Genomic DNA, 25,080 nt, shown 5'->3' on the forward strand with positions numbered 1-25,080 from the left:
GGTCGGCCGAGGGCGAAGGCGCCCTGCGTGCGCAGGCCGCGCGGCTGCGCACGCACGTATCCGAACGCCCTGAACTGGAACCGGCCGATGTCGGCTTCTCGCTGGCCACCACCCGGTCCCGGCACAGGCACCGGGCCGTGGTGCTGGCGCGCGACCGTGCGGGGTTCCTCGACGGCCTGGCCGCGCTCGCCTCCGGCGGTACGCTCCCCAACGTGGTCCAGGGCACGGCGGAGACCCGCGGTGGGACCGCGTTCGTGTTCCCCGGCGGCCAGGGGGCGCAGTGGGCCGGCCTGGGGCGGGAGCTGGCGGATTCCTCCGCGGCGTTCGCCGAACGGTTGGCGGCGTGCGCCGAGGCGCTGGAGCCGCATGTGGAGTGGTCGCTGTCCGAGGTCCTGCGCGGTCGGCCGGGTGCGCCGCCGCCGGAGCGGGCGGACGTGGCGCAGCCGGTCGCGTGGGCCGGAATGGTGGCGTTGGCCGAGCTGTGGCGGTCCCAAGGGGTGCGGCCCACCGCCGTCATGGGGGAGGGCGAGGGCGAGATCTCGGCCCTGCACATCGCGGGAGCACTGTCATTGGAGGAGTCGGCTCAGGTCGTGGCACTGCGCGGCCGGATGGCGGTCGGTTCCGCCGAACGGCGTGCGAAGGACGCTGAGGAGCGGGCACCGGATGCGCAGATCGGCGTTTCCGCGCGCGGTGCCGATGTGCCCTACTTCTGCACGGCAGAGGGCGACTGGTTGGCCACCGAAGGGATCGGTGCCCGTTACTGGTGCCGCGACGACCGGAGCCCCGGCGGACTCGGAGAGGCCGCGCGCGCCCTGGTCCGGAAAGGCTGCGGATTCCTCATCGAGCTCGGCGCGCACCATGACTCGACCCCGGATCTCGAGAAGAGCGTCGATGCCGCCGACTCGGGCGCGGTGGTGCTCCGGTCGTTCGGCCGCGGTGAGGACGGCCTGCACCGGTTCCTGGCCTCACTGTGTGAGGCCCATACCCGGGGCCTCTCACCGGACTGGAACGCGGTGTTCGCCGGGACCGGAGCGAGCCGGGTGGACCTGCCCACCTACGCCTTCCAGCGCCAGCGGTACTGGCTGGGTGACATCGACGCGTGAACCGGCAAAGGGCTACCCCTTGAGAGAGGTCGCGATCACATCGGCCACCTCCGCCTGGTGGGCGTCAAGGAAGAAGTGGCCACCGGAGAGGACACGGAGCTCGAACGCCGCCGCCGTGTGCCCCTCCCACGCGGAGGCGTCGTCGATCGTGGTCTGCGGGTCGCGGTCGCCGACCAGTGCCGTGACCGGGCAGTCCACCGATGCGTCGGGGCCCCGGCATAGGTCTCGACCGCCCGGTAGTCGGCGCGCGCCACGGGGAGAACGGTCGCCAGCAGCTCCGGATCCGCAAGGAACTGCTCGTTCGTGCCGCCCAGCTTGCGCAGCCTGGCTATCAGGCTCGCATCGTCGTCGAAGTCGAGAACCTCGCCCCCGCGCCGCGACGGCGCGCTGCGGCTGGAGGCGAACAGCCGCAGCGGTCTCCGGCCGGCTCGCTGCGCGAGCCGTAGCGCCGTCTCGAAGGCGATGAGGGCGCCCATACTGTGGCCGAAAAAGGCGAACGGCCGGTCGAGGGAGCCTTCAAGAGCCCCGAGTACCCGGTCCGCAAGTTCGTGGATGTCACCGATGGGGTGCTCGCGGTGCCGGTCCTGCCGGCCCGGGTACTGGACGGAAAGCACTTCGATCTCGGGGGACAGGGCATGGGAAAGCCAGAAGAACGAGCTCGCCGACCCGACCGCGTGCGGAAGGCAGATCAACCGCGTTTCGGCGTCGGGGGAGGGGTGAAACGAGCGGAGCCACAGAGCGCTGCCAGACGGGCTTTCCGCCACGTTCCTCCCCCACGCCTTCTCGCCGCGAAGTGTCCAACGTCTACTGTCCGGTACCCGCGGCCCTCACGCCTGGAGACTCGAGTCCTCCGCGGCGGAGGCGGGAGCCGGGCGGCGCCATTTGCCGGTCATGACGCGCAGCACGGTGGCGGGGCGGAGTAGCCGCGCGGGCGGGTCGACCAGGAAGGCGACGCGGATGAACTGTCCCGCGAGGACCGGGTCGTGCTCGGATTCGGCCTGTAGCCGGCCGACGTAGGAGTTGAGGATCCGCACCGGTAGCGGCCGCGGCCCCTCGACCTCGGGCAGCGCCAGGTCGGCGCCCGCCGCGAGCTGCCATACCAGGTTCATCGGGGTGGCCGCGGAGCGGAAGAAGCGGCGCGGCAGGTCGTGTGTGCCCTGCTTCAGGCAGTCGCGCAGCGCCGCCGTCTGGAGGGCCGCGGCGGACATCCCCTGACCGTAGATGGGGTTGAAGCTGCAGAACGCGTCACCGATGGCGAGCAGTCCCTGGGGGAAGTCGCGGAGCCGTTCGTAGTGGCGCCACCGGTTGGCCGGGAACTTGAAGGTCGAGACCTCGCCGACCGACTCGGCATTGCGCAGCGCCGAGATCACGTGGGCCGGCATGAACTCCGCGGCGAAGTCGAGCATGGCCTCGAACTCGGTGGGCGGGCGGACACCGACACACGCGACCAGGCTCAGCAGCCACGAGCCGTCCTCCTGCAGGATCAGGCCTCCGCCGGTGGGACGTCCGGGCTGGGGGCCGATGACGATCAGCTTCTCCGACAAGCTGTCCGGCGGCAACCGAAGAAGCCGGCTGGAGTACGAGAGGTGGACGACGAGCTCTTCCTCCTCCGGGCGGTTGTAGCCGAGTTCTGCCAGCCATGCGGGGGTGCGTGCGCCGCGTCCCATGGCGTCGACGACGAGGTCGGCTTCGAGGGTCTCCTCTTCGCTGCCTTCGGTGCGGTGCTGGACGCGGGCGCCGGTGATCCGGTCGTTGGCCTCGGTGCTGGTGAGGTCGACGACGTCGCACTGGTCGAGAATTTCGATGTTGGGCAGTGCCCGTACCCGGGCCCGGATGTGGTGCTCCAGGTAGGGGCGGCTGGACAGGTACAGGGGGATGTCGGGCTTGGCGTCGCGGGACAGCAGATGGCCGGCGGGCGAGAACTTGAGTTCGGAGTAGTCGGTCATGACCGGGGCGCCACCGGCCTCGATCTCGTCGAGCAGTCCGGGGAAGAGGTCCTCCACCACCTGCGCCCCGCCGGGGAGCAACCCGTGGAGGTGCTGGTCCTGGGGTGCGCCGCGCCGGTGGTCCACGGCGGTCGGCAGCGGGTCGCGCTCGACGAGCGTCACCCGCTCGTAGGTGTCGGCCAGCACCCGGGCGGTGAGCAACCCCGCCATGCCGCCTCCGAGGACCACAGCGTGGTCGTTGCTCCCCATTTCATACCTCCTGCGTGATTCATTACATGACCGACGGGAACCGACAGACCCCGAATTATCGCGGCAAAGCGCCGGTTGTTCCAACCCCTACCGACCTGTTTTTTGCGCGCTCTTTCGCGATATGCGGAACCGGAGCGGAGCGGAACCGGTCCCGATTCACTTCGGGCCGACAGCGGAGCCGCCGGAAATGGAGGCGGAGACCTTCCACGGGAGAAATCGGTATTGGTGCCCGGGTCATTTCTGTAGGCTCGGGTCGGGTTTGTCGCCCGCAGGAGCGGGTACGGCCGGGCGACGCCATTTGCCGGTCATGATGCGCAGCGCGGTGGCGGGGCGAAACAGCCGTCCGGGCGGGTCGACCAGGAAGGCGACGCGCATGAACCGGGCGGCCAGGATCGGGTCATGTTCGGCTTCGGCCTGTAGCCGTCCGAGATAGGCGGTGCGGATCCGCATCGATAGCGGCCGCGGCCCCTCGACCTCCGGCATCGCCAGGTCGGCGCCCGCCGCGAGCTGCCACACCAGATTGATCGGAGTGGTAGCGGAGCGGAAGAAGCGCCGCGGCAGGTCGCGCTTGTCGTGGCGCAGACAGTCGCGCAGCGCCGCCGCCTGCAATGCGGCCACCGACATTCCCTGGCCGTAGATGGGGTTGAAGCTGCACAGCGCGTCACCGACGACAAGCAGCCCTTGGGGGAAGTGACGGAGCCGTTCGTAGTGGCGCCACCGGTTGGCCGGAAAGCGGAAGGTCGCCACCTCGCTGATTGGCTCGGCGTCCCGGATCGCCGATACGGCGCGCGCCGGCATGAAGCCACGGATGTAGTCGAGCCTGGCCTCGAAGTCTGTGGGCGGGCGCTGACCGACGCGCCCACTCACGGTGAACAGCCACGTGTCGTTCTCCTGCAGGATCAGGCCCCCGCCGGCGGGACGCCCGGGCCGTGCCCCGACAACGACGGACTTCTCCGGTATGGCTCCAGGCTGCAGCCGGAGGAGTTGACTGGCATATTCGACTCTGATTACCAGCTCTTCCTCGTGTGGGCGCTCGTAGCCGAGTTCTGCCAGCCATGCGGGGGTGCGTGCGCCGCGTCCCATGGCGTCGACGACGAGGTCGGCTTCGAGGGTCTCCTCTTCGCTGCCTTCGGTGCGGTGCTGGACGCGGGCGCCGGTGATCCGGTCGTTGGCCTCGGTGCTGGTGAGGTCGACGACGTCGCACTGGTCGAGAATTTCGATGTTGGGCAGTGCCCGTACCCGGGCCCGGATGTGGTGCTCCAGGTAGGGGCGGCTGAACAGGTAGAAGGGCACGCCCGGCTGGGCGTCGCGGGACAGCAGACGGCCGGCCGGCGAGAAGTAGAACTCCGAATAGTCGTGCACGACCGGAGCACCTCCGGCCTCGATCTCGTCGAGCAGACCGGGGAGCAACCTTTCGAGAATCTGCGCCCCGCCGGGAAGCAGGCTGTGGACGTGCCGATCCTGAGGAACGCCGCGCCTGCTCCCGATAGTTCTCGGCAGCGGGTCGCGCTCGACGATCGTCACCCGCTCGTAGGCGTCGGACAGCACCCGGGCGGTGAGCAACCCCGCTATGCCGCCTCCGAGGACCACAGCACGGACGTTGCTCCCCATTCCTTACCTCCTGCGTGCATTCACTACATGATCGACCAGAATCAGCAGGCCCCAAATTGTCGTCTCATAATGGTCGGGGCCCAACCCCTACCGCCCCCTACTCCACGGAAGAGGTGGCGCCGTTGAGGCCGGACGTACTTACCGCCGAGCGGGTGCGGCCAGAGGTATCCGGGTTCGGGGGACTCCATCGGACCACCGCAGAAGGCCCGCCTTCCGGCTAAATCAGACAATTGGCGTTAAGATGCACGTTTGTGGTGTTTTGCAAGTTAGGGTGTAATTGCCGCAAAACCGGCTAAGTCTATCGGGGGCCCTGGTCACTTGGTAATCTGCGGAGCCTTCGGGGGCAGAACCCGTTCGAACAAGCATCAAAGGTAGGAAGAGGCGGTATGACGACCAACGTCGAGATCCTTCGAAAGCTCTACGCCGATGCCAACGACAACAACATGGACGCGGTCCTCGCGGTCATGGCCCCCGACGTCGAGTGGATATACCCGGACGGGTTGGCCGACTACGGCATCGGTAACGCGAAGGGGCGCGAGGAGGTCCGTGCGCTTCTCAACCTTGCCCAGCGGCTCTTCAGCAGCGAGTACCGCAACCCGGAGGATTTCGTGGAGTCTGGGGACCGGGTGGTGGCCTTCGGGACCTATCACCTGCGCGGTGCCCGAAGCGGTGTCGACGGCGTCGTGCGGTTCGCGCACTACTTCCACATGGCCGATGGCCAGGTGAAGAATCTTGCTGTCTACTACGACAGCGCCGAGTTGCGCCGCGTCCTGGAGCCCACCACCTCGGGCGGGTGACGCAGCCCTGAGGCGGCCGTCCGTCCTCCCGGGGGTGCAGACTCCGATGCGGGGGAGCGGTCGTGGCTCAGACGCGGCCTTGGCGATTCCGTACCCCGGGCGCGGGCCACGTGCCCGAGCAACGTGAACGCGTCTGGGGCGGAGACCTTTCCCCCGCCCCAAACGCGTCACCCGATACCGGTCAGAGCGGGTGCCGCAGCAGTACCTTGGTGCCCTCCGCTGCGGAGCGCACCTCCACGATGTCGCACAGCATCCGGACTCCCCACAGCCCGAATCCGGGTTCGGAGGCGGACTGCGGCGGCATCCATCCGATGAAGTCGTCGGGCCGCCAGTCGCCGGAGTCGACGATCTCGCAGAACAGATCACTCTCGCCGGACCACGAACGTAGCGTGATCGGCGATGTCCCGTGGCGGATGGCGTTGGTGACCACCTCGGTCACCGCGACGAGCAGGTCCTGCAGCGGCCCCGGTGCCATACCGTAGCGCCGCGCCTGGTCGGCGATGAAGTTCCGCACCGTGTGCAGGTCGGCGGGGTCGACGTGCATCGACGCGGCCGTCTGCGGCGAGGAGGGGAGCGGCTGGCGACCGAACGCGGTGCTCACTGAGCCGGTACCGGTGACCCCCGGGTTCTCCGTGCGCTCGTTGCCGGTGAGTGTCGCGGGATGGGTCTGGCGAGCGTACTCGACGGCCTCAGGAGGGAGGAACGACCGGTTGTAGCAGCAGAGCGTCGTGAGCCGGGCGTCCTTGACGGCCGTGTTGCAGAACCATTCGAAACGGAACCATTCCGGCCAGCTGCGGCGGGGGTTGCTCTCCAGGATCTCGCCGGCGACGACCCGCATGCGGCGGGGGGCCAGCGCGTTGATGAAGGCCACGCTGGCCGAGAGTGTCCGGACCGGGTGCGTGTAGGCGTTGGCGCTGTCCGCGAACTGCACCGACGAGGCATCGGAGCCGAGGGCTTCGCGCATCGTCTCAAGACTGGCTTCGGTGAGGTAGACGGCCACGGCGTCGCCGGCCTCGAGCCCCGCTCGCACGAAGGGAACGGCCACGGAGAGGAACTCTTCGGTGTCCTTGTACAGGAGCGCGTTGTGGGAGAGCGCCCGTTCGCCGGCCATCGCCCATTCGGCGGCGAGCCCGCTCGTTTCCGTCATGAGACCCCCTTCTGGCCGTCTACGAGACCGGGCAGCCGCTCCCAGCCGACCATCTCGATGAGGTTCTGCACCTCGGACGAGAGGCTGTCCAAGACGAGCCGGGCCTCGTTGCCGCTGCGTGTCGCCCAGCTTGTCAGCAGGTTGAGTGTGCCTAGATCGATGAAGTCCAACCGACCGAGGTCGAGATGGACATCATCGCCAGTGTCCCTCACCGAGGCCAGTGCGCCGGTGAGAACGGAGTGTCTCGTCGCGTCGAGCTCCCCTTCGAGACAGAGTCCAGGGGGATCGACGGTCCGGCTGATACGTAGAATGCCGTCGTCGAACGCTTGGTCTACTTCCATGAGGCGGCCTCCTGAGCCTTTGGGGGAACGTACTGGCCGAGGCCAGTGAGCAGATCGGTGCCGCCGGCGGGACTGCGGTATGTCCATCGGCGAATCCGGTAGTCGGTGTGCCTAATCGCCCCCATAAGTTATGACTCTCTCACAGCGACTGCAAGGCGCGTTTGTATTCGGAATATTCTGAAATGGCGTCGAACTGGATCGCCTCATTGACCGTGTCATAGGATGACCTGTTCGCGAGCTAGCCAGAACGCGTGGATCGACGGTGCTCTCACTTCTGGTACTCAGCAGGTACCGGAAGGTGTTCCTGGAACCGAAAGCGCAGGTGGAGCCGGGATGCGCTGACCTGCCGCACAGTCGCGGCCGGCCGCCGCGCCTCACGGCCGCCGGCCCGGTCCCCCCATCCGCCGCGCTCCTGACCGGCGATCCGGACGACGACCGGGATACATTCCGCCGTCCGTATTCGGCGGGCCGCCGTGTTCCGGTTCGATATCCGGTGCCGACGGTCGCTGCGCCCGCCCTTCCCTGCTGTTCCCTACTTCCCTTCTGTAGGCCCCGAAGTCCCCCGGTCGGCGTCCGTCCGGCGTCTCTTCCTCGTCCTCAGGCGGGGCCGCGGGCGCAGCCGAACGCGGCCGCGCCGCTGGCCGCCCGGCGGTATAGCACAGGCCCGCCGTACCGGCCGGAGGCGGGACCGGGCGGCCACCGTCTCTTTCCCACTGCCTGCGAACGCCGGGCCTGTGTACCTCGAAGAAGCCTTCTGAGCTGGAAACTCGACTATTGCACGGCCGGGCTGGGGCTGCTTTACCGCCGGTATACCGCCACTCTTCCCGCTTCGAGGACAGTTGAGTGTGTCGCCAACACCGAGGCGGTACGCCGAGGAGTCCTGATGAACGACGCAAGCGAGGCGGATGAAAACGCACCTGCCATGAAGCACGGAACCGCCTTCTGGTGGGAGATACACGAGTTCTCTGACGGTGCGCACCGCCAAGGGCCATGCGGTACCTGCGCCTCCGAGGATGTCGCACGTAGTTGTATCGAGGCGGCTCTGCACGCTGTCACCGATCCGGAGACCTACGCCTGGGGGCAGGTCAGCCGGATCCCTCTGAACTTCGGCACGTCGGCACGGTCATGGCCGCGGATTCCCATCGCCTGGGCCGCGCTCGGGCCAGGAGGGAGAGTGGCCTGGTTGCGTTCTCGTGGTTGGCCATCGGCCATGGAAGAAAGGGAATACGAGATGCCGGTCGCCTTCAACAGCAAGAGCATCTCATCTTTATTGTCTTATTTCGGTAGCGAGGTGCGCCGATACCGGCACGCGGCGGGACTCACCCAGGAGGAGCTGGGCGAGCAGATGCACTACACCGCCGCGATGATCGGGCATATCGAGAATGCCAAGCGGATGCCCTCGCGCTCCTTCACCCAGCAGGCCGACCAGTTGCTTCATGCGGATGGCGCGCTGGTCAAGCTTTGGCCGCTGCTGACCCAGTCCGCTCACCCCGACTGGTTCCAGCAGATCGTCGAACTCGAGCGGGAAGCCTCCTCCATCCACGAGTTCGAGAGCGTGGCCGTTCCGGGCCTGCTGCAGACGGAGGCCTACGCGCGCGCGATCCTTACCAGCGCCCGGCCAATGGACTCCGAGCTGCAGATCGAGCAACTCGTCGCCGCCCGAACCGACCGGCAGCGCATACTCAGCGGCCATGAACCGCCCCAGATGGTGGTCACGCTCGATGAGGGAGTGCTCCGGCGCCGTATCGGCGGCGACAAGATCATGAGTGAGCAGCTCGGATACCTGCTGGAGATGTCCAGCATGCCGAGGGTGCATCTTCAGGTGATCCCGTTCAGCACCCGTGAGCACCCCGGCGGCATGACCCCATTCCGGATTATGGGTTTCCAGGAGGGGCCGGATGTCCTCTACGGGGAGACGTTCATCAACGGTCAGATGACCAACAGCGCCGATCAGGTCCGTCAACACAAGTTGGCGTTCAACCTGTTCCAGGCAAAGGCGCTTCCCAAGGATGATTCCCATGCCCTCATATACAGCATACAGAAAGATATAAACAATGGGTATGACTGATCTTCCGTGGCGAAAGAGTACTTACAGTATGGGGAACGGGGGAAACTGTGTGGAAATTGCTAACGTGGAACACCGTGTCTACATCCAGGACAGCAAGCACCCGGACAGTCCCGCCCTTGAGTTCAGTTGCCAGCAGTGGCAGATCTTCGCTTCGGCGATCAAGAGTGACCAGATCGGTGACTGACCCTTAGCGGAAGGACACGGTTACCGGTCGGGAGGCCCGGTCCGCGCGCTCACGCCCGTCGGCCGACCGGCATCCCGTCCGTACGGTTGCAGGGCGTGCCGTGCCGAGCGGTTGACCGCAGACACGGCAGCGGAACCGAGGATCGGCACACCAGCCGCCGCGGTTCGCCTGCCGGTGCACCTGGGGCCTGAGGTCGGGCCTCCTCAGCCCCAGGTCGACGGCCGACGCAGCCGGGCGCCCGGGTCGCGCTGCGATTGAGCCCGATCCGCCTCGAAAGCCCGGTGTCCGCCGGTACTGTATGACCGTGTTTATCCGGTCGGTAGGTGAACGGTCGTGGCGCCCACGACGGGGGGCCGTGTGAAGTATCGGGTACTCGGGCAGCTTGAGCTGTGGAACGGCGACCAGCAGATCCCGCTGGGGCCGGCGAAATGGCGGATGCTGCTGGCCGTCCTCCTGTGCGACGCGAACAAGGTGACCTCGCCCGACCGGCTGATCGAAGAGCTGTGGTCGGGGGAGCCTCCACAGAGCGCGAGCAAGCTCCTGCAGAACTACGTCTCCCGGGTGCGCCGGGCGCTGGGTGACGACTCCGGCCAGGTGCTGGTGACCCACGCGCACGGTTACCGGGCTCAGGCTACCGCCTGGTCGTCCGGCCGGACGAGGTCGACGCCCACCAGTTCGAGCGTCAGGTCGAGCAGGGCAGGCGCGAGCTCGAACAGGGCTCGCCCGAGACCGCCGCCACCCAGCTCGGTGAAGCGCTCGAACTGTGGAGCGGCGCTCCCTTCGCCGACGTGCCGCCCACACAGGCCGTGGAGGCCGAGGCCGCGCGCCTGGAGGCATGCCGCGCGCAGGCGCAGGAGATCCGCATCGAGGCCCAGCTCCGTCTCGGCCGGCACGAGGCGGTTCTGGGCGAGCTGGAGACCCTGGTGGCCGCGCACCCGCTGCGTGAGGGCCTGCGGGGCAAGCTCATGCTGGCGCTGCACCGGTCCGGCAGACGCGACGACGCACTGGCGGCCTATCGGGACCTGCGACACGTGCTGATCGAGGAACTGGGCGTCGAGCCGAGCCCTTCGCTGCAGGAGCTTGAGCGGCAGATCCTCAACGCCGACGCCGAGCTGCTCGCGAAATCGGCCCCGGCGGACGGCCGCGCGAACGCCGCACCGCAGTCATCTGAGGCGAAACCCCGCCAGCTTCCGCACGCCAACACCACCTTCATCGGCAGGGACAGCGAGATCGCCGTGCTCCGGCAGCTCCTGGGCGACGGCGACCGGGAAGCCGTGGCGATCTCGACCATCCACGGCACCGGAGGGGTGGGCAAGTCGGCTCTGACCCTCCATGTCGCACACAGACTCGCCGACCGTTTCCCCGACGGCCAGCTCTACGTCGATCTGCACGGTGTCACGGAGGGGCTCTCCCCCGTTGCGCCCGGCGAGGTTCTGTGCCGCTTCCTGACCGCGCTCGGTGTGGAGCGGACGGCCGTGCCGGACAACGTCGACGAGGCCGCGTCCATGTTCCGCTCCCTGGTCGCGGACCGCCGCCTGCTCGTCGTGCTCGACAATGCCGCAAACGTGGAACAGGTCCGCCCGCTCCTGCCGGCCGGGGAGGGATGCGCCGCGCTGATCACCAGCCGCGAGATACTCGCGACGCTGGAGGGCGCGACCCACATGTATCTGGGCGTGCTGTTCCACGACCAGGCGACCGCTCTGCTGAAGCAGATGGTCGGCGCGGAGCGGGTCGAGGCCGAGCCGGAAGCGGTGGACGCGCTTATCCAGATGTGCGGGGGACTGCCCTTGGCACTGCGGATCATCGGCGCCCGGTTGGCCGCCCGCCCGGGCTGGACCCTGCGTTCCTTCACCGACCGGCTGGCCGATACGCAGAACCGCTTGGACGAGCTGCGCGTCGGCGACCTGACGGTCCGCGCGAGCTTTCACGCCAGTTACGAGGCTTCTGCCACAGCCAGCGTTCCATCGACCAGCACGCGGCGAGCGCGTTCCGGCTCTTCGGGGTGGTGCCCGGGCCGGACGTGAGCCTCCCGGTGGCGGCCGCGCTCTTCGATCTCACCACCACGCGGGCCGAGGACGCCCTTGAGCGGTTGGTCGATGCGCACCTGCTGCGCAGTCCCGCCCCGGGGCGCTACCAGATGCACGACCTGCTGCGCCTGTTCGCCCGCGAACAGGCGCAGCAGGAGGAGCCCGCTGCCGAGCGAGAGGCGGCGCTGGAGCGCCTTGTGCGCTACTACCTGGTCACCGCGCAGGAGGCGGTCATCCTTCTCGACCCCTCCCGGCCGGTACCGATGCGCTCGGTCGTCGAGGGCGTCAACCGGTCGCTCCCGTTCAAATCCCGTAAAGAGGCCGACGCGTGGCTTGAGGCCGAACACGCGAACCTGGTGGCCACTGTTACGCACGCCGTTACCCAGACGGACTCCGTCGCGCGTTATGCGGTATGGCTGACCCAGCCGCTGCAGTGGTTCCTCTACCCGCGGGCACGAACCCAGGACCTGCAGACCATCAATGAGCTCGCCCTCGGCGCCGCGCGCCGGCTCGGTGATCCGGAAAGCGAGGCGCTGGCCCTCAACAACCTGTCCGCCGCGCACTGGCTGCACCGGCGGTACGACGAGATGCGGGCGTGCCTTGAGTCCGCGCTCGCCGTCTGGCGCGGACTCGGCGACCACCGGGGCGAGCAGCGCTCCCTGTGCAACCTGGCCGACGCACTGACGGAACTGGAACTCTACGAAGAGGCCATCTCGGTACAAGAGCGCCAGCTGAGCGCCGCGCGTGAGCTCGGCGACCGGGTGGCCGAACTGACCGGCCTCGCCAACCTCGGCCGCGCCTACCAAGGGCTCGGCCGCACGAGTGAGGCCCTGGCATGCTTCGAGCAGAGCCTTGAGCACGCTCGCCGGATCGGTGATGCCAACCACGAGGGGTACGCCCTGTACGAGATCGGTGTCCTCAAGTCCGAGATCGGCGCCGCGACCATGGACCAGGAGATGATCGAGGAGGGGTGGGCGGAGATCGAGCGTGCCCTTCCGGTCTGCATGCAGCGCGAGACGTACACGAGCTGGCGGGGGCACGCGTGGAGCGCGTTCTTCCCCGTGTGCATGAGCATGGGGGCCACGTGGGACTCCGGCAATCCGGTGCGCTTCTGAAGAGTGGCGGGGTCGGCTCGGGAGTGGCCTCCGCCGCAGCGGCGAGCGGCGCCTGCCCTCAGGCGGGCCGGGATTCCGGGAGGATCCGGCGCAGCAAGGGGCCTCGCGACGGGCGGCGCTGCCACTCGCGCGGATAGCCCAGGGACACCTCTTCGAAGCGGACCCCGTTATGCCAGGTGGTGCGGGGGATATGCAGGTGGCCGTAGACCACGGCGGTCGCCGCGAAGCGCCGATGCCAGTCGGCCGTGTGTTCGGTGCCGCACCACTGGGCGAACTCGGGGTAGTACAGCGGCCGGGTGACCTCGCGGATGGTGGGCCAGTGGTTGACCAGGACCACCGGCGTTCCCGCAAGTGAGGCGAGCCGGTTCTCGGTGTACTCGACCCGCGCCGCGCACCAGGCGTCGCGGGTGGGGTAGGGGTCCGGGTGCAGCATGAACTCGTCGGCGCACACCACACCGGACTCGTACGCACGCTCCAGAGCCGCCTCTTTCGTCCGGGTCCCGGGCGGCAGGAACGAGTAGTCGTACAGTACGAACAGGGGGGCGATGGCGACGTCTCCGTTCTCGCCCGCCCACAACGGATAGGGGTCTTCGGGCGTCACGACTCCGAGGGACCTGCATAGCTCCACCAGGTGCCGGTAGCGTCCCTCTCCGCGGAGCCGGACGGGATCGCTCCCGTGCGTCCACAATTCGTGATTTCCGGGAACCCAGATCACCTTTGCGAACCGTTTGCTCAGTAGCTCCAGAGCCAATTTGATATCGGCGACCAGCTCTCCGATATCACCGGCGATTATCAGCCAATCACTCTCCGAGTCGGGTTGGATCTCGTTGAGGATTTTTCTGTTCTCAGCGTAGCTGATGTGCAGATCACTTACCGCGAGCAGGCTGCCGGGGGTCTGAGAATTCACGCCCCTATTCCTACCACACCGTATGTGCGTGCTTCTAACCCGCCGAGGGCGGCCGCAATGCCGGAGCCGCGGACGGGAATTCGTAGTTAATGGCGTTCGCAGAGCCCGTGCCGTCGGCCGTGCCGCCGGATGGCGGGGTGGGCCGCCGGCCCCTGGCGCGAGGCCGAAGGGGTGCGCCATCGGCGCGGGTAAGCCGATTACGGAGGGAAGGCCGACGCTAGTGCGGCGACGCTTCGGTATGTCTGCGGCCGGTGCTGTTCTCTTCCTCGCCCGTTCCCCTGTCGGGGAACATCTGCCGGAACGAGAAGTTCCAATCGGTGTCGGCTGTTTCCAGGGCGTGGGTAATGAATTCCACCGCCTGCCGCCGCATTCGGAGGGACCAGTCCGATTTCTCTTCGGACACCATGTGGACGAAGTCGAGGACTCCGGCGTTTCTGAGGGCGACGAAATCGGCGAGTTCGTCGTCGACCGTTTCGGCCAGTTCGTCGTCGAGGAAGTACGCTCCCCGCGGGGAGTCGCCGGCGAGTTTGAAGTACTCGGCCAGTCCGAGGATGTGCTTCAGCCGCGGATTGGGCAGGGAAGCCGAGGGAGGGGCGAGCAGCTCCCGGATGTAGCTGGGGGAGATGGAGCCGAACCGGTTGTCCCGGCTGATCGAGCTCGCTACTTCTTCGGGTGTGTAGGGCTTGCGGCCGGTCGGGTAGACGACCGCGAACAGGCGGCCCAGCTTGGCGGAGAAGGACGCGCGCGGCCGCTCGCCGCTCTTTCGCTCCCGCCGCCCTTCGATAAAGGCCGCGGGGGACACATCGAGCGCGGTGGCCAGGTACTCGACTGTCTGCAGCGTGGGGTTGTCCCGGTGACCCTTGCGGAGATGGGAGATGTAGCCGTCGGTGATGTCGCCCCCGAGATCATTGATGATCTGGGCGAGTTCGGTGTTGGTGTAGCGGTTCCGGTGTCCGGCGGGGGCGCGGCACAGACCGTCAAGGATGGCAGCGAATGTCGGCTGCCGGCACTCGGTGGCGATTTTTCCCTCCGTGGTGACACGCAGTACCATCACCTGCACTCTGGTGTGCAGATCGCCCTGGCGCGCCGCTCCCGGCCCGCGGACGACCGCTCGGTGCCAAAGGTGTCTGTGTTTCCTGTTCGGCGGGTGAGAAACCGTTCCCGGACTTTACTTTGCTCCCGGCCCCTCTACCCGTATGTATGTGACGACACCATACACTACAGAGTCGGGTGTAGAGTTCGCTTCCGCGGTCGACTTTGCCGGTGGGATCGAATCGGTGCCGAGCTGCGACCAAAAGCCACGTGCGTTCCGCAGCGGAAATAAGGACTCGTTACACGAACGGTCTCAAGACCTTCCGAACCCTTAAGGGGAGGTCGCCCCTATTGGCGGTTTCCGTCCGCTCCGTGGAGAGACAACGGAGAATCCCAGGATCCGGAAATAGCGAAACGGCGAAGGAGGCGGTTCCGGCCGGTGAAGTGCGAGAGCACGCCCGGCCGGTCCGGGGGCCGCCCGGAAAAGCGGTGGTGGACCGGGCCCGCCGCGTTCAGCCGGCCACAGCTCCCGGGTGAGCGGCACGCGTCGCGGACCGGTGGGGCGCCGCCCGCTGTTCCGGTCACATCTCTTCGTCGAGGCCGCTTTCGGCCGGGTGCGATCGCCATCCCCGGGGCAGGGCCCAAAGATGGGGGCCGACCTGGCGCACCAGTCGGTTCGTCTCGTAGGCGACTACGCCGATGTCGCAGCTTGTCTCGGCCACAAGGCAGAAGTGCGCGCTGTCCCCCGCGGGCAGGGTGAAGAGGAAAGCGCCGTCCATTTCCACGACGGTCTGGCGAACCTCATTGGCGCCCAGCTGGTCGCGCGCGCCCCGCGTCAGGCTGGAGAAGCCCGAGACGATCGCGGCGAGGCGCTCCGCGCGATCGCGGTCGATCCCGAGGGAGGCCGCCAGGAGCAGGCCGTCCTGTGCCAGGAGGATCGCCTCGCGTGCGCCCGCCACACGGGCCACAAGATCGGTTAGCAGCCAGTCCAGCGTGGCGGAGGCCGAATTGGGGATGGTCATCGGCTCGGTCATGGACCCTCCAGGGTTTCGTGGTCACTACTGCCGTCCAAGCGCTGCCCTTCGCGAGTGGCCGCGGCCCGGAACGCGTTCCTCGTTGCCCGGGTGTTTGCCGGGATGCCCGTCGCCGGTGTTCCCGCGCAGCGCGCAATGCCTGCGCGGGCGCAGGTGAGCGGGGAAGGGGCCAGCGTCGAGCGTCCACGAAGAGAGGCGTGAGTTGCTCCCTCCGCTCCTCGGCACCCGGTCGCGGGGGAGCAGCGGTGGTCCGGCATAGTGGGACCGGAGAGGGCAATTTCTACTCCCAGCGTAGAAAGCGTTAGCTCTGCTCTCTTTTAGTAGACAGTGCTGGCACATGGGAGTTTAGGTTCACAGGGGCGCGGTGTTCAACCATAGTGGCGAACTCTTGCTGGTTTTTCTATGTCAGTAGAATCGCGGCGAAGCGGTGGACGCCCCTGTTCCGCGCCCCGCGCGATTCGTTCGAATGGCGCGTCCGATCACCGCTCGGGGCGAGCCCGGCGCCCGGGCGGGCCGGTTCGGCCGTGTCCATACAGCCCGCCGCTCCGGTGCGGGCGCCGTCGGCTAGGAGATATTGTCCCCCTCCTGGCTTGGCGGCGGGGCCGAACGGCGGAAGGGGAGGATCCAACTGGCGTCGGCCGACTCCACGGCCTGGATGACGGCCTCCAGGGTCTGGCGGCGCATCTCGGGGCTCCACGCCGATGTCTCCTCGACCATCCTGGCGACGAAGTCGACGATCCCGGCGTCCCTGCGAGCGGCGAACTCGTCGAGTTCGGTGTCGACCGTGCCGGCCAGCTCGTCGTCGAGGAAGTAGGCCGCCTGCGGGCCGCTGTCTTCTGTCAGGCGGAAATGGCCGGCCAGCCCCAGAAGGTGCTTGAGGCGTGGATTGGGCGGTTCCGCCGGCGGTGGATTGAGCAGTTCCCGGATATAGCTGGACGAGATCGACCCGAACTGGCCGTTCTCGCTGATCGTCTTGGCTACCTCTTCCGGGGTGTAAGGGCCCCGGCCCGGGGGATAGACCACCCTGAACAGGCGCCGGAGCTTGGCCGGAAAGGACAGGCGCGGCCGCTCGTCTCCTCTCCGATCTCTCCGCCCGCCGATGAACACAGCGGGGCACACGTCGAGCGCGGCGGCCAGATCCTCCACGGTCTGCAGGGTGGGATTGTCGCGCTGCCCCTTGCGCAGTTGGGAGATGTAGCCGTCGGTGATGTCGCCGCCGAGTTCACCGATGTCCCGCGCCAGCTCGGTATTGGTGAAGCCGCTCCGACGCCCTACAGGGTTCCTACAAAGGTTGTCGAGGGTGGCGGCGAACGACCGCGGCCGGTGGTGTTCAGCCACGGCTGCGCTTCCGCGGCGTGAGACGGCGCTCTGGCGCGCGCTGCACCCGGGAGGCGCTGCGTACCAGGTCGGCGGGAGAGCGACCTCGCTGCCTCGGCTCCGTCAAAGGATCTCCTTCTCCGATGCTCCGAGAGTTCCGCCGGGGCTTACTGGGATCGAAAGTTCCCATTCCACTTCGCTACAGAAGTTGATTGTTGCCCGTCGCGAGCCTAAACTCGCGCTCCCAGGTAGATCTACTCCTGTCATGCAGTTTCAGTGGGGTGTGCTACCGAGGTATAGCAACGGCGCACTGAGTGCGCGCCCGTGGGGGTGTCGTCGATGGCCGGGAGCGCTCCTCGCACCGCGCGTGGGTGCGGCCGGCCCATTTCCCCGGTGAGGTCTCGCGCGGTCGCCCCTTCCTCCGAGTCTGCGTGCAGGGAGAATACGACCGGTACGGTAGTTCTACTCGCGTGGAAAGATTACCAGTTTTTTGTGACGGTAGTTGAAGATCAGTTTCCTCGGCGCTACGCTTGATGGCACGGGACATACTGGCGTGGTGATTGGGAAAGTGTGGCCGATATTGAGGTATGAATCCGGTGTGGAGAGCGTCGGTCACACCTTGGTGGCGCCACGTCGAAGCGGTAGAGGTTCCGACCCGATTCCGGGCGTGCCAGTGCGTTTGGGGGCGGCGCGCCCGGGATCGTCCCACCGACCGGCGGCTTTCCGCTCTGTGCGCCCGATCCGGTCACAGCGCCGGATATCGGTGTTGGCCGGTCGCCGAGTACGCGCAGCCCATCAGACCCGTAATACGACCGAAGGGCCATCATGCCGGTGACTGTTGTCAGCCGCACGTCATACGCCGATGCCGATGCCCAAGAGGCGTCGCGATACGACGAGGCGCTCTGCCTTTCCAGGCTGATCGCCGGGCCGAAGGACTTCCCGCGGTCGCCCGCTGTCTGGTGGCGGAACGCCTGCACGAGTGGGGGCTCTCCTCCCTGGCCGAGGATGCCCAGCTTGTGGTGAGCGAACTGGTCACCAACGCTGTGCGCCATGCGGTGCCCCGCGCCGCCGGCGACGTCCTGCTCAGCCTGGAGCGCGAACCGGAGGGGATCCGGATCGCCGTCATCGACCCCTGGCGGGGCTTTTCCCTGAGCACCGCTCCGGAGGCGCTGGACGAGCACGGGCGCGGCCTGAGCCTGGTCGTCGGTCCCCTCACCGACGGGCACTGGGGAGTGGAGGACCTGTCCGACGGAAAGGCCGTCTGGGCGAGGCTCGCGCGCCTCTGATCCCGTCCCCGCGAGCCGGAACCGCCCCTGATGCGAGGCGCCGGGCGCGGCAAGTAGCTCCTGGCCCGGATACGCGCCCGTTTCCCCTCTCCGAGCGACGCCTCCGGGCCAGGTTTCTCCTTTCCCTCCCGAGCGGAAAGTCGTTATCCGGTGACGGTGCTGACGGGCCGGTGACGGTTTCTAGACTCGGCCGAACGGACCGCGCGAAACCCGGATACATCTCTTTCCGGCCTGATTTCTCGGTGCTCACCCCGCGACACGAAAGAGAACACCGGATTCTGCATGTCCTCCCGCAGTTCCTCCGTTTCGAAAGACCGGCGGCGCATTCCCCGGTCCGCCGCTGTCACCACTGCCGCCGTCCTGGCGGCGTCGGCCGCGGTGCTCACCCTTCCTGTGCGAGGAACTCCGCGACGAGTCGGCCGAACAGTTCGGGCGCGGTGTCCATGGCGACGTGCTGCTGCCCCTCCAGCACCGCGAGCCGGCCGTGGGGCAGGGCGCCGGCCACCGCGTCGCAGATGCCGCGCACCCCGGCCGGGCTCTCGCCTCCGGCGAGGACCAGCGTGGGCACGGTAACGGCGGCGATGTCGGCGGGGTCGTACCGGTGGGACTCGATCGCCCGCAGTTCACGGGCGATCGTGTGGGCCGCCGCCACCCGGCCCTGCCAGGCGGGCAGCGACCGCAGGACGTCCAGCTGGGGCTCGGGTATCTGGACCGCTTCCCGGAAGAACGTCACCAGCACCTCCTCGCGCCGGTCCTCGGCCAGCAACGCCTCCAGCCGCCCGATCAGCTCCGGCGGGATCGGGTCGTCGACGGACGTCCCCGCGGGCTCGTAGAGCACCAGCCGCCGCAGGCCGGTCGCCAGCGCCGCGCCTCCCAGGCAGCACAGCGCGCCGAACGAGTGGCCCAGCAGGTCGACCGGTGCACGGGCCGCCTCGGCCGCCGCGTCGACCACCGTGGCGACGTCCTCGAACTCGCGCTCAAGCGCGTAGTCGCGGGCGTCTCCGCTGGCGCCGCGGCCCCGGCGGTCCACCGCGTGCACGGTCGCGTTCGGCTCCAGGTACGGCAGCACGGTCCGCCATCGGGTGTGGTCGGCGGTGCTCCCGTGGACCAGCACGAGCGGCGGGCCGGCGCCGCTGGTCCAGTAGCCGATGGGTGTGCCGTCCCGGGAGGTCACCGTGGTCGCCAACTCGGTGGTCATCGCTCGTCACCGCCTCGCGGAATCCGGTGCGAGCGTGTTGCCGTACCGCCCGCGCCGTTCGTGCCCGGGCCAGTGGTCCAGAGGAACGCGCCGTGGTCCCGCGGGCGGTACCGCGCGAAGTCCGCCGGTGGTCCCTCGCTCGGTCAGCTCCGGCCCGCGGGCGAGACCGCGCAGCCCCTCCGGCCGCCGTGAACGCTCCGGCAAGCCCACAGCCGCCCGCCGTTCGAGCGGTCCGAAGCGTTCTAGGCCCCCTTACGTGCGAGATTACGCCACCAGCGGTGCCGGGACCCGGCTCGTCGGCTGATTCCCGGTGGCGGGGCGCCGCCGGGCGTCTCGCCACTTACCGACGTACGGACCGGGCGGCCGTTCTCCAGCCGGGGTCGCGACCGGTGAAGGCGACCAACCGTTCGCTCGGACCGGCCCGATCGGGCAGCGGCAGCGGCGGGGCGAAGCGCGCGGGCCGGTCGGCTTCGGTGATCAGCAGCGTGGCCACCTGGAGCAGCTCCTCGGCGAGCCGCGGTGGGACCGGGCGGTCGTGCCCGCACGCCCGGGCGACGTCCCATCCGTGAACGGCGACCTCGATGGCCCCGGCGCCGGCCACGATGCGGATCGTCAGCGGGCAGCCGGCAACGGAGACGACAGCCGAGCCGTCCGCCCGCGTTAACGCCCCCAGCAGTTGGTGTGCCCGTTCCCGTACCATCGCCGCGGTGCCGGCGGCGGGAGCACTGCCCCCGTAGAGCGGCGTGGGGTCGACGAGGCCGGTGTCGGCCGCCTTGTACAGCGCGGCCATGGAGTCGTCCATGTGTTCCAGCAGTGCGCCCAGCTCCCAGTCAGGACAGGGGGTGGGATGTCCCAGCGCTCCCGCCGTGATCAGGTTGAGGCTGCCCAGGGTGTAACCGGTCGCGCGTTCGAGCAGGGGGACAGCGCCGAGCAGCCCGTCCCGGGCCCGCTCATTCATGATGCCCTCCGGGGTCAGCGGTGCTGCGGCAGGGCGGGTAGAGCCTCTGGCAGGCCGAAGGTGGCGAACAGGGTGGTGTCGAAGAACGCGGCCACGTGGGTGATTCCCGAGGGGGTCACGGTGAGCACCTGGAGGTGGAAGGCGCGGTGCGCACCGTTCTCGTCGCGCATGTAGAGCCCGAACGCGGGCTGGCCGTTGGCCGCCGACGAGATGAGCAACTGGTCGCCGGGGCCCTTGGCGGGGCATTGGGTCGCGACCAGCCGGCCGATGTTCTCGGCCCCCCGTACCCAGGTCAGGAACGGCGGCATCTCCCAGACGGCGTCCGCGCTGAACAGCTCGACTATCGCGGGGATGTCGTAGTTCTCGAAGGCCGCGACGTAGCGGTCCAGCAGCTCGCGCTGGTCCGAGGCCGCGGGCTCGGTGATGTCCTCCTCGCGCGGCATCGCCTGGTCGAGCTGGACCCGGGCGCGCTGGAGCAGGCTGTTGACCGCTGTGGTGGAGACGCCCAGCGCCCCGGCGACCTCGGCCGCCCGGAACTTCAGAACGTCGCGCAGGACCAGCACCGCGCGCTGCCGGGGCGGCAGGTACTGCAGGGCGGCGATGAAGGCCAGCCGGACACTCTCGCGCGAGGCGACCACGGTCCCCGGATCGGAGTCCTCGGCCCCGACCACCGTGTCGGGTGCCGGCTCCAGCCAGGGAACCTCGGACCGCTCGACCAGGGCGCCCTCCGGTTCGGAGGTCGGCCCGCCCAGCCCGGTGGGCAAGGGGCGCCTGCCCCGGCCCTCCAGCGCGGTCAGGCAGGCGCTCGTGGCGATCCGATAGAGCCAGGTCCGCAGACTGGAGCGCCCCTCGAACCTGTCGTAGGCCCGCCACGCCCGCAGATAGGTCTCCTGGACCAGGTCCTCGGCGTCGTGCACGGAGCCGAGCATGCGGTAGCAGTGCGCCATCAGCTCGCGCCGGTAGGGATCCGCGAGAGTCGCGAAATCCCGCTGGAACGGATGCTCCACCACAGTTGTCAACACTACTGCTCTTGCAGTACGGAGAGAACGTTGCCGGCGGGATCGCCGAACCACGCGATCAGTGGACCGTCCCCGCCGCGGGCGACGCCCTTGGCGTCTTGTTCGAACCCCTCGTAGCGCAGGAAGCGGACTCCCCGCTCGGCCAGTTCGTCGACGGCCCGGTCGATGTCGTCCACGGGAAAGTTGAGGATGGTGTAGGTGGCCGGCGTGTGGTCCGGCTTGGGGTAGACCAGGATGTCCCGGTCGTCCGCGATGTGCAGGGAGAGCACCCCGTACTTCTCCATCCCCGGAACCTCGGACACCTTCAGTCCGAGCGTCTCGCCGTAGAATCTCTTCGCCGCGGCGGTGTCGTCCACCGCGAAGCTGCTGAACGCCTTGGTGCTGCCGAACATGGCCGCCTCCTAACCGGTCTCCATGGCTTTCCGGTGTTCCTCGCTGAGCTGGATGATTTGGACGTAGTTGCCGTCGGGGTCGATCGCCGTGGCGAACAGGCTGCCCTCGCGGTCCTCGAGCTCCGCGAGCCACCGCGCGCCCATGTCGTCGAGGCGCGCGGCGACGGCCCGCGCGTCGGCCACATCGAAGTTGAGGATCACCCGGCCGGGCTCGGGATTGGTCCCCGCGATGTCGTCGCGGCTGTCGATCAGCACATGGAACGTGCCGAACCTGAGCACCCGGTAGGAGTCCACCTTGGTGTCCTCCTCGGGCTCCAGAGCCGCGGCGTACCAGGAACGCAGCCGCTCCGGGTCGGTGCTGGCGAGCAGGATGCTGTCCAGGCTGGGTCGCTTCATGTTCTCCTTACCCTTCCTCCTGTTTCGGCTGTTACCGGTGCAGACCGGGCGGCGTGGGGAAACTCATCGCCCGCTCGGCCGTCTTCTTCGATGGGGACGGACAGGGGCGACCGCCGCGTTGCGGCGCCGGCCGTGGAACGGGCCGCCGCCCCCACCCGACCGCGGGCACTCAGGGAGCGGCCCGGTCGGTCGGCCGGAGCAGCGCCACGGCGAGCACGGCGAACACCGCCATTGAGACCAGTGGGCGGCACGAAACTCATCGGTGCCCGTTGTGATGTGCATCTCCGCGCGGCGGCCCCCGGACCCCTGCCGCGGACCGCCCGACCTGGACAGGGCGGAGGTTCGGGCCGCGGGAGCCGGCCGTTGGCGCCCCCGGGCCCGGAGCCGCCTCCGCTGTGGTGCGGGCCGGAAAATCCCGCGACGCGGTCGTGCCGCGGTGTCGATCCGGATCGGGGCCGTTCGTATAGAGGGTGAGAGGCCGGCACGGAGCCGTCGGTGACTCAAGGAGGAACAAGGAGGAACGGCCATGAAGCAGTACCTGATCAGCATCTACCAGCCCGACGGGGAGCCCCCGCCGCCGGAGGTCCTGGAGCCGATCATGCGGGACCTGGAGGCCGTCAACGCCGAGCTCAGGGCGGCCGGCGCCTGGGTGTTCGCCGGGGGGCTGCACCCGCCGAGCACGGCTACCGTGGTGCGGCTCAAGGACGACGAGGTGCTCACCACCGACGGCCCCTACATCGAAGGAAAGGAGCACATCGGCGGGTTCACGGTCATCCAGGCGCCCGACCTCGACGCGGCCCTCGAATGGGGGCGCAAGTTCGCCCGCGCGATCACCCTGCCGATCGAGGTCAGGCCGCTGCAGTACGGGACCTGCGGGTAGGGGTCCCGGTATGCCGAAGGTGTCCGCCTCGCGGGTCGAACGCGTGTTCCGCGAGGAGCACGGCCGCGCCGTGGCCGTGCTGGCCGGCCACTTCGGTGACATCGACCTCGCCGAGGAGGCGGTCCAGGACGCGTTCGTCGCGGCGGTCCAACGGTGGCCCTCGGCCGGACTTCCCCCGAGTCCGGCCGGCTGGATCATCACCACCGCCCGCAACCGGGCGATCGACCGGCTGCGCCGGGAGTCCTCCCGCCAGGACCGGCACGTCCAGGCGGCCATGCTGCACACCCCGGACGACCCAGGGGAGGAGGGGCCCGTGCGCGACGATCGGCTGCGCCTGATCTTCACCTGCTGCCATCCCGCTCTGGCCACCGGCGCCCAGGTCGCTCTGACGCTGCGCCTCCTGGGCGGGCTCACCACAGCGGAGATCGCGCGCGCCTTCCTGGTGGCCGAGCCCACCATGGCCCAGCGGCTGGTCCGGGCAAAGAACAAGATTCGCGACGCGCGGATCCCCTACCGGGTCCCGAACGAGGCCGACCTGCCCGAGCGGTTGCGGGCCGTGCTGGCCGTCGTCTACCTCATCTTCAACGAGGGCTACACGGCGAGCTCGGGCGAGGCGCTCGCCCGCGAGGACCTCTGCGCCGAGGCCGTCCGCCTCGGACGGCTCCTGGTCGAGCTCATGCCCGACGAACCGGAGGTCATGGGGCTGCTCGCGCTCATGCTGCTCGTCGAGTCGCGCCGAACCGCCCGCACCGGCCCGGAAGGCGGCCTCGTACCGCTGGCCGACCAGGATCGCGGCCTCTGGGACCGCGGCCTCGTCGTCGAAGGGCAGACCCTCGTGCGGGTGTGCCTGCGGCGCAACCGGCCCGGCCCCTACCAGATCCAGGCTGCGATCAACGCAGTGCACAGCGACGCGCCGACCGCGGCGGCCACGGACTGGCGGCAGGTCCTGCGGCTCTACGACCAGCTCTACTCGCTCACCCCGACCCCGATCGTGGCGCTGAACCGCGCGGTCGCGGTGGCCGAGACCGAGGGTGCCGAGGCGGCGCTCACCCTCGTCGACGCCCTCGACCTCGATCACCACCACCTGTTCCACGCCATCCGCGCCGACCTGCTGCGGCGCCTGGGCTGCACCGCCGAGGCGGCGCTGGCCTACGAGGCGGCGATCGCCCGCACCCGGAACGCGGCCGAACGCGACTTCCTGCGGCGCAACCGCCAGGCGCTCACCAGAGCGTAACCGGCCCCGCCCGCCGGGAACGGCGCTCAGGGCCGCCGGTTCCAGCGCTCGCACACCGAGCGGCGCAGCCGCAGCAGCGTCCCGAGGCGAACGGCACGCGAAGGTCGAACACGGAGAAGTCGCCGGGGCCGGTGCGAGGAGCCTACGGGTTCTCGGTGGGCAGGCCGGCGCGGCGCCATTGGGGCAGGCCGCCCTGCAGCGGGTGGGCGGTCAGGCCGTGGGCGCGCATGGTGCGCGCCGCTTCGGGGGCGTAGGCGCAGTAGGGGCCGCGGCAGTAGGCCACGATTCTGGTGTCGCGCGGCAATGCGTCCAGGCGGGCGGCCAGCTCGTCCAAGGGGATGGAGAGCGCACCGGGGATGTGGGAGGCGGCGTACTCGGCCGCGGGGCGCACGTCGATCACGACCGCGGTGCCCTCGTTGAGGCGGCGGGCCAGTTCGGCGTGCCCGATGGGTTCCAGCGCGGCCACGTCGCCGAGGTAGGCGCGGGCGGCCTGCTCGGCCGCGGCCAGCCGGGTGCGGGCCAGGTCCTTGAGTGCTTCGACGGTGTGCTCGACGTCGTCCCCGGCCAGCCGGTGGTAGACGTGGACGCCCTCTTTGCGGGTGTGCACCAGGCCGGCGGCCTGGAGTGCCTTGAGCTGGGCGGAGGTATTGCTCAGTCGCATCCCCGCGGCGCGGGCGAGGTCGTCCACGCTTCGCTCGCCCTGGGCGAGCAGGTCCAGTAGTTCCAGTCGCGCCGGGTTGGCCAGGGCCCTGCCGATCCGGGCGAACTGCTCCAGCAGCGCTGTCTTGGTACCGGTACCCGCCATCATTCATCCTCCAAATATCTTTGGAATATTGTAG

Annotated in this window: 24 protein-coding genes and 2 pseudogenes; 10 read left to right on the forward strand and 16 right to left on the reverse strand. The window is 68.8% G+C overall.

Features of this window, described 5'->3' with window-relative positions:
* The coding region (locus tag VS93_RS20455) for an acyltransferase domain-containing protein (RefSeq protein ID WP_046471515.1) at positions 1-1,103 on the forward strand (1,103 nt) is incomplete at its 5' end.
* Positions 1,104-1,115: 12 nt separating this feature from the next.
* On the opposite strand, the gene VS93_RS33515 is transcribed toward VS93_RS20455, so the two are convergent.
* The 4 genes and pseudogenes from VS93_RS33515 to VS93_RS20470 form a co-directional block, all read right to left on the reverse strand.
* Positions 1,116-1,301, reverse strand: coding sequence for a thioesterase II family protein (locus tag VS93_RS33515; protein WP_394298838.1), 186 nt, complete (start codon positions 1,299-1,301; stop codon positions 1,116-1,118).
* 35 nt (positions 1,302-1,336) lie between these two features.
* A pseudogene (locus VS93_RS20460) lies at positions 1,337-1,867 on the reverse strand (thioesterase II family protein); the annotation flags it as partial.
* Positions 1,868-1,930: 63 nt separating this feature from the next.
* The gene (locus tag VS93_RS20465; RefSeq protein ID WP_046471516.1) at positions 1,931-3,298 is read right to left on the reverse strand and encodes an FAD-dependent oxidoreductase; all 1,368 of its coding nucleotides are present in this window, start codon (positions 3,296-3,298) and stop codon (positions 1,931-1,933) included.
* A gap of 234 nt (positions 3,299-3,532) precedes the next feature.
* The gene (locus VS93_RS20470; RefSeq protein ID WP_046471517.1) at positions 3,533-4,909 is read right to left on the reverse strand and encodes an FAD-dependent oxidoreductase; all 1,377 of its coding nucleotides are present in this window, start codon (positions 4,907-4,909) and stop codon (positions 3,533-3,535) included.
* 386 nt (positions 4,910-5,295) lie between these two features.
* Between VS93_RS20470 and VS93_RS20475 the strand changes: the two genes are divergently transcribed.
* The gene (locus VS93_RS20475) at positions 5,296-5,706 is read left to right on the forward strand and encodes a nuclear transport factor 2 family protein (RefSeq protein ID WP_046471518.1); all 411 of its coding nucleotides are present in this window, start codon (positions 5,296-5,298) and stop codon (positions 5,704-5,706) included.
* A gap of 181 nt (positions 5,707-5,887) precedes the next feature.
* On the opposite strand, the gene VS93_RS20480 is transcribed toward VS93_RS20475, so the two are convergent.
* Complete coding sequence (locus VS93_RS20480) at positions 5,888-6,853, reverse strand: sensor histidine kinase (protein ID WP_046471519.1); 966 nt, start codon at positions 6,851-6,853, stop codon at positions 5,888-5,890.
* Positions 6,850-7,194: an STAS domain-containing protein gene (locus VS93_RS20485; RefSeq protein WP_052745895.1), complete on the reverse strand. Its 345-nt coding sequence runs from the start codon at positions 7,192-7,194 to the stop codon at positions 6,850-6,852. Before VS93_RS20485 ends, VS93_RS20480 begins: the two co-directional genes overlap by 4 nt.
* An 883-nt stretch (positions 7,195-8,077) precedes the next feature.
* On the opposite strand from VS93_RS20485, the gene VS93_RS20490 reads away from it, so the two are divergent.
* The 5 genes and pseudogenes from VS93_RS20490 to VS93_RS30610 all read left to right on the forward strand — a co-directional run bounded on the left by VS93_RS20490 (position 8,078) and on the right by VS93_RS30610 (position 12,588).
* Positions 8,078-9,262, forward strand: a complete 1,185-nt coding sequence (locus VS93_RS20490) for a helix-turn-helix domain-containing protein (protein ID WP_082127064.1) — start codon at positions 8,078-8,080, stop codon at positions 9,260-9,262.
* Positions 9,255-9,446, forward strand: coding sequence for a DUF397 domain-containing protein (locus VS93_RS28470; RefSeq protein ID WP_082127065.1), 192 nt, complete (start codon positions 9,255-9,257; stop codon positions 9,444-9,446). Before VS93_RS20490 ends, VS93_RS28470 begins: the two co-directional genes overlap by 8 nt.
* A 357-nt stretch (positions 9,447-9,803) precedes the next feature.
* A pseudogene (locus tag VS93_RS33520) lies at positions 9,804-10,058 on the forward strand (AfsR/SARP family transcriptional regulator); the annotation flags it as partial.
* Between the two features lie 26 nt (positions 10,059-10,084).
* A complete protein-coding gene (locus VS93_RS30605) occupies positions 10,085-11,470 on the forward strand; it encodes a BTAD domain-containing putative transcriptional regulator (RefSeq protein ID WP_236700640.1) in 1,386 nt (461 codons plus the stop codon).
* Positions 11,467-12,588 (forward strand): tetratricopeptide repeat protein, encoded by a 1,122-nt coding sequence (locus VS93_RS30610; protein WP_201776704.1) that lies wholly within the window; start codon positions 11,467-11,469, stop codon positions 12,586-12,588. Before VS93_RS30605 ends, VS93_RS30610 begins: the two co-directional genes overlap by 4 nt.
* 58 nt (positions 12,589-12,646) lie before the next feature.
* Here the strand turns inward: VS93_RS30610 and VS93_RS20500 are convergent, their stop codons facing one another.
* From VS93_RS20500 to VS93_RS20515, 4 genes are all read right to left on the reverse strand, one after another.
* Positions 12,647-13,495 carry a metallophosphoesterase family protein gene (locus VS93_RS20500; protein WP_046471521.1) on the reverse strand — a complete coding sequence of 283 codons (849 nt, stop codon included), beginning with the start codon at positions 13,493-13,495 and terminating at the stop codon, positions 12,647-12,649.
* A 217-nt stretch (positions 13,496-13,712) separates the two neighbouring features.
* Positions 13,713-14,546, reverse strand: coding sequence for a helix-turn-helix domain-containing protein (locus tag VS93_RS27240; protein ID WP_156184945.1), 834 nt, complete (start codon positions 14,544-14,546; stop codon positions 13,713-13,715).
* Positions 14,547-15,108: 562 nt separating this feature from the next.
* Positions 15,109-15,561: a roadblock/LC7 domain-containing protein gene (locus tag VS93_RS20510; protein WP_046471522.1), complete on the reverse strand. Its 453-nt coding sequence runs from the start codon at positions 15,559-15,561 to the stop codon at positions 15,109-15,111.
* Between the two features lie 564 nt (positions 15,562-16,125).
* Positions 16,126-16,899 carry a helix-turn-helix domain-containing protein gene (locus VS93_RS20515; protein ID WP_046471523.1) on the reverse strand — a complete coding sequence of 258 codons (774 nt, stop codon included), beginning with the start codon at positions 16,897-16,899 and terminating at the stop codon, positions 16,126-16,128.
* Between the two features lie 566 nt (positions 16,900-17,465).
* On the opposite strand from VS93_RS20515, the gene VS93_RS33105 reads away from it, so the two are divergent.
* The gene (locus VS93_RS33105) at positions 17,466-18,164 is read left to right on the forward strand and encodes an ATP-binding protein (RefSeq protein WP_082127067.1); all 699 of its coding nucleotides are present in this window, start codon (positions 17,466-17,468) and stop codon (positions 18,162-18,164) included.
* 382 nt (positions 18,165-18,546) lie between these two features.
* Here the strand turns inward: VS93_RS33105 and VS93_RS20525 are convergent, their stop codons facing one another.
* From VS93_RS20525 to VS93_RS20545, 5 genes are all read right to left on the reverse strand, one after another.
* Positions 18,547-19,362 (reverse strand): alpha/beta fold hydrolase, encoded by an 816-nt coding sequence (locus tag VS93_RS20525; RefSeq protein ID WP_046471524.1) that lies wholly within the window; start codon positions 19,360-19,362, stop codon positions 18,547-18,549.
* A 340-nt stretch (positions 19,363-19,702) separates the two neighbouring features.
* Entirely contained in the window at positions 19,703-20,320 is a 618-nt protein-coding gene (locus VS93_RS20530) for a TIGR03086 family metal-binding protein (RefSeq protein ID WP_046471525.1), read from the reverse strand.
* A 14-nt stretch (positions 20,321-20,334) separates the two neighbouring features.
* Positions 20,335-21,339 carry a sigma-70 family RNA polymerase sigma factor gene (locus tag VS93_RS20535; protein ID WP_046471541.1) on the reverse strand — a complete coding sequence of 335 codons (1,005 nt, stop codon included), beginning with the start codon at positions 21,337-21,339 and terminating at the stop codon, positions 20,335-20,337.
* Between the two features lie 2 nt (positions 21,340-21,341).
* A complete protein-coding gene (locus tag VS93_RS20540) occupies positions 21,342-21,731 on the reverse strand; it encodes a VOC family protein (RefSeq protein WP_046471526.1) in 390 nt (129 codons plus the stop codon).
* Positions 21,732-21,740: 9 nt separating this feature from the next.
* Positions 21,741-22,127: a VOC family protein gene (locus VS93_RS20545; RefSeq protein ID WP_046471527.1), complete on the reverse strand. Its 387-nt coding sequence runs from the start codon at positions 22,125-22,127 to the stop codon at positions 21,741-21,743.
* Between the two features lie 526 nt (positions 22,128-22,653).
* Between VS93_RS20545 and VS93_RS20550 the strand changes: the two genes are divergently transcribed.
* On the forward strand, positions 22,654-23,007 hold the full coding sequence (locus VS93_RS20550; protein ID WP_046471528.1) for a YciI family protein: 354 nt from the start codon (positions 22,654-22,656) through the stop codon (positions 23,005-23,007).
* A 10-nt stretch (positions 23,008-23,017) separates the two neighbouring features.
* Positions 23,018-24,241 (forward strand): RNA polymerase sigma factor, encoded by a 1,224-nt coding sequence (locus VS93_RS20555; protein WP_046471529.1) that lies wholly within the window; start codon positions 23,018-23,020, stop codon positions 24,239-24,241.
* 142 nt (positions 24,242-24,383) lie between these two features.
* Here VS93_RS20555 and VS93_RS20560 read toward each other — a convergent pair whose 3' ends face one another.
* Positions 24,384-25,046, reverse strand: a complete 663-nt coding sequence (locus VS93_RS20560) for an ArsR/SmtB family transcription factor (RefSeq protein ID WP_046471530.1) — start codon at positions 25,044-25,046, stop codon at positions 24,384-24,386.
* Positions 25,047-25,080: the final 34 nt, after the last annotated feature.

The sequence above is a fragment of the Allosalinactinospora lopnorensis genome (genome assembly GCF_000981225.1).
Classification (GTDB): domain Bacteria; phylum Actinomycetota; class Actinomycetes; order Streptosporangiales; family Streptosporangiaceae; genus Allosalinactinospora; species Allosalinactinospora lopnorensis.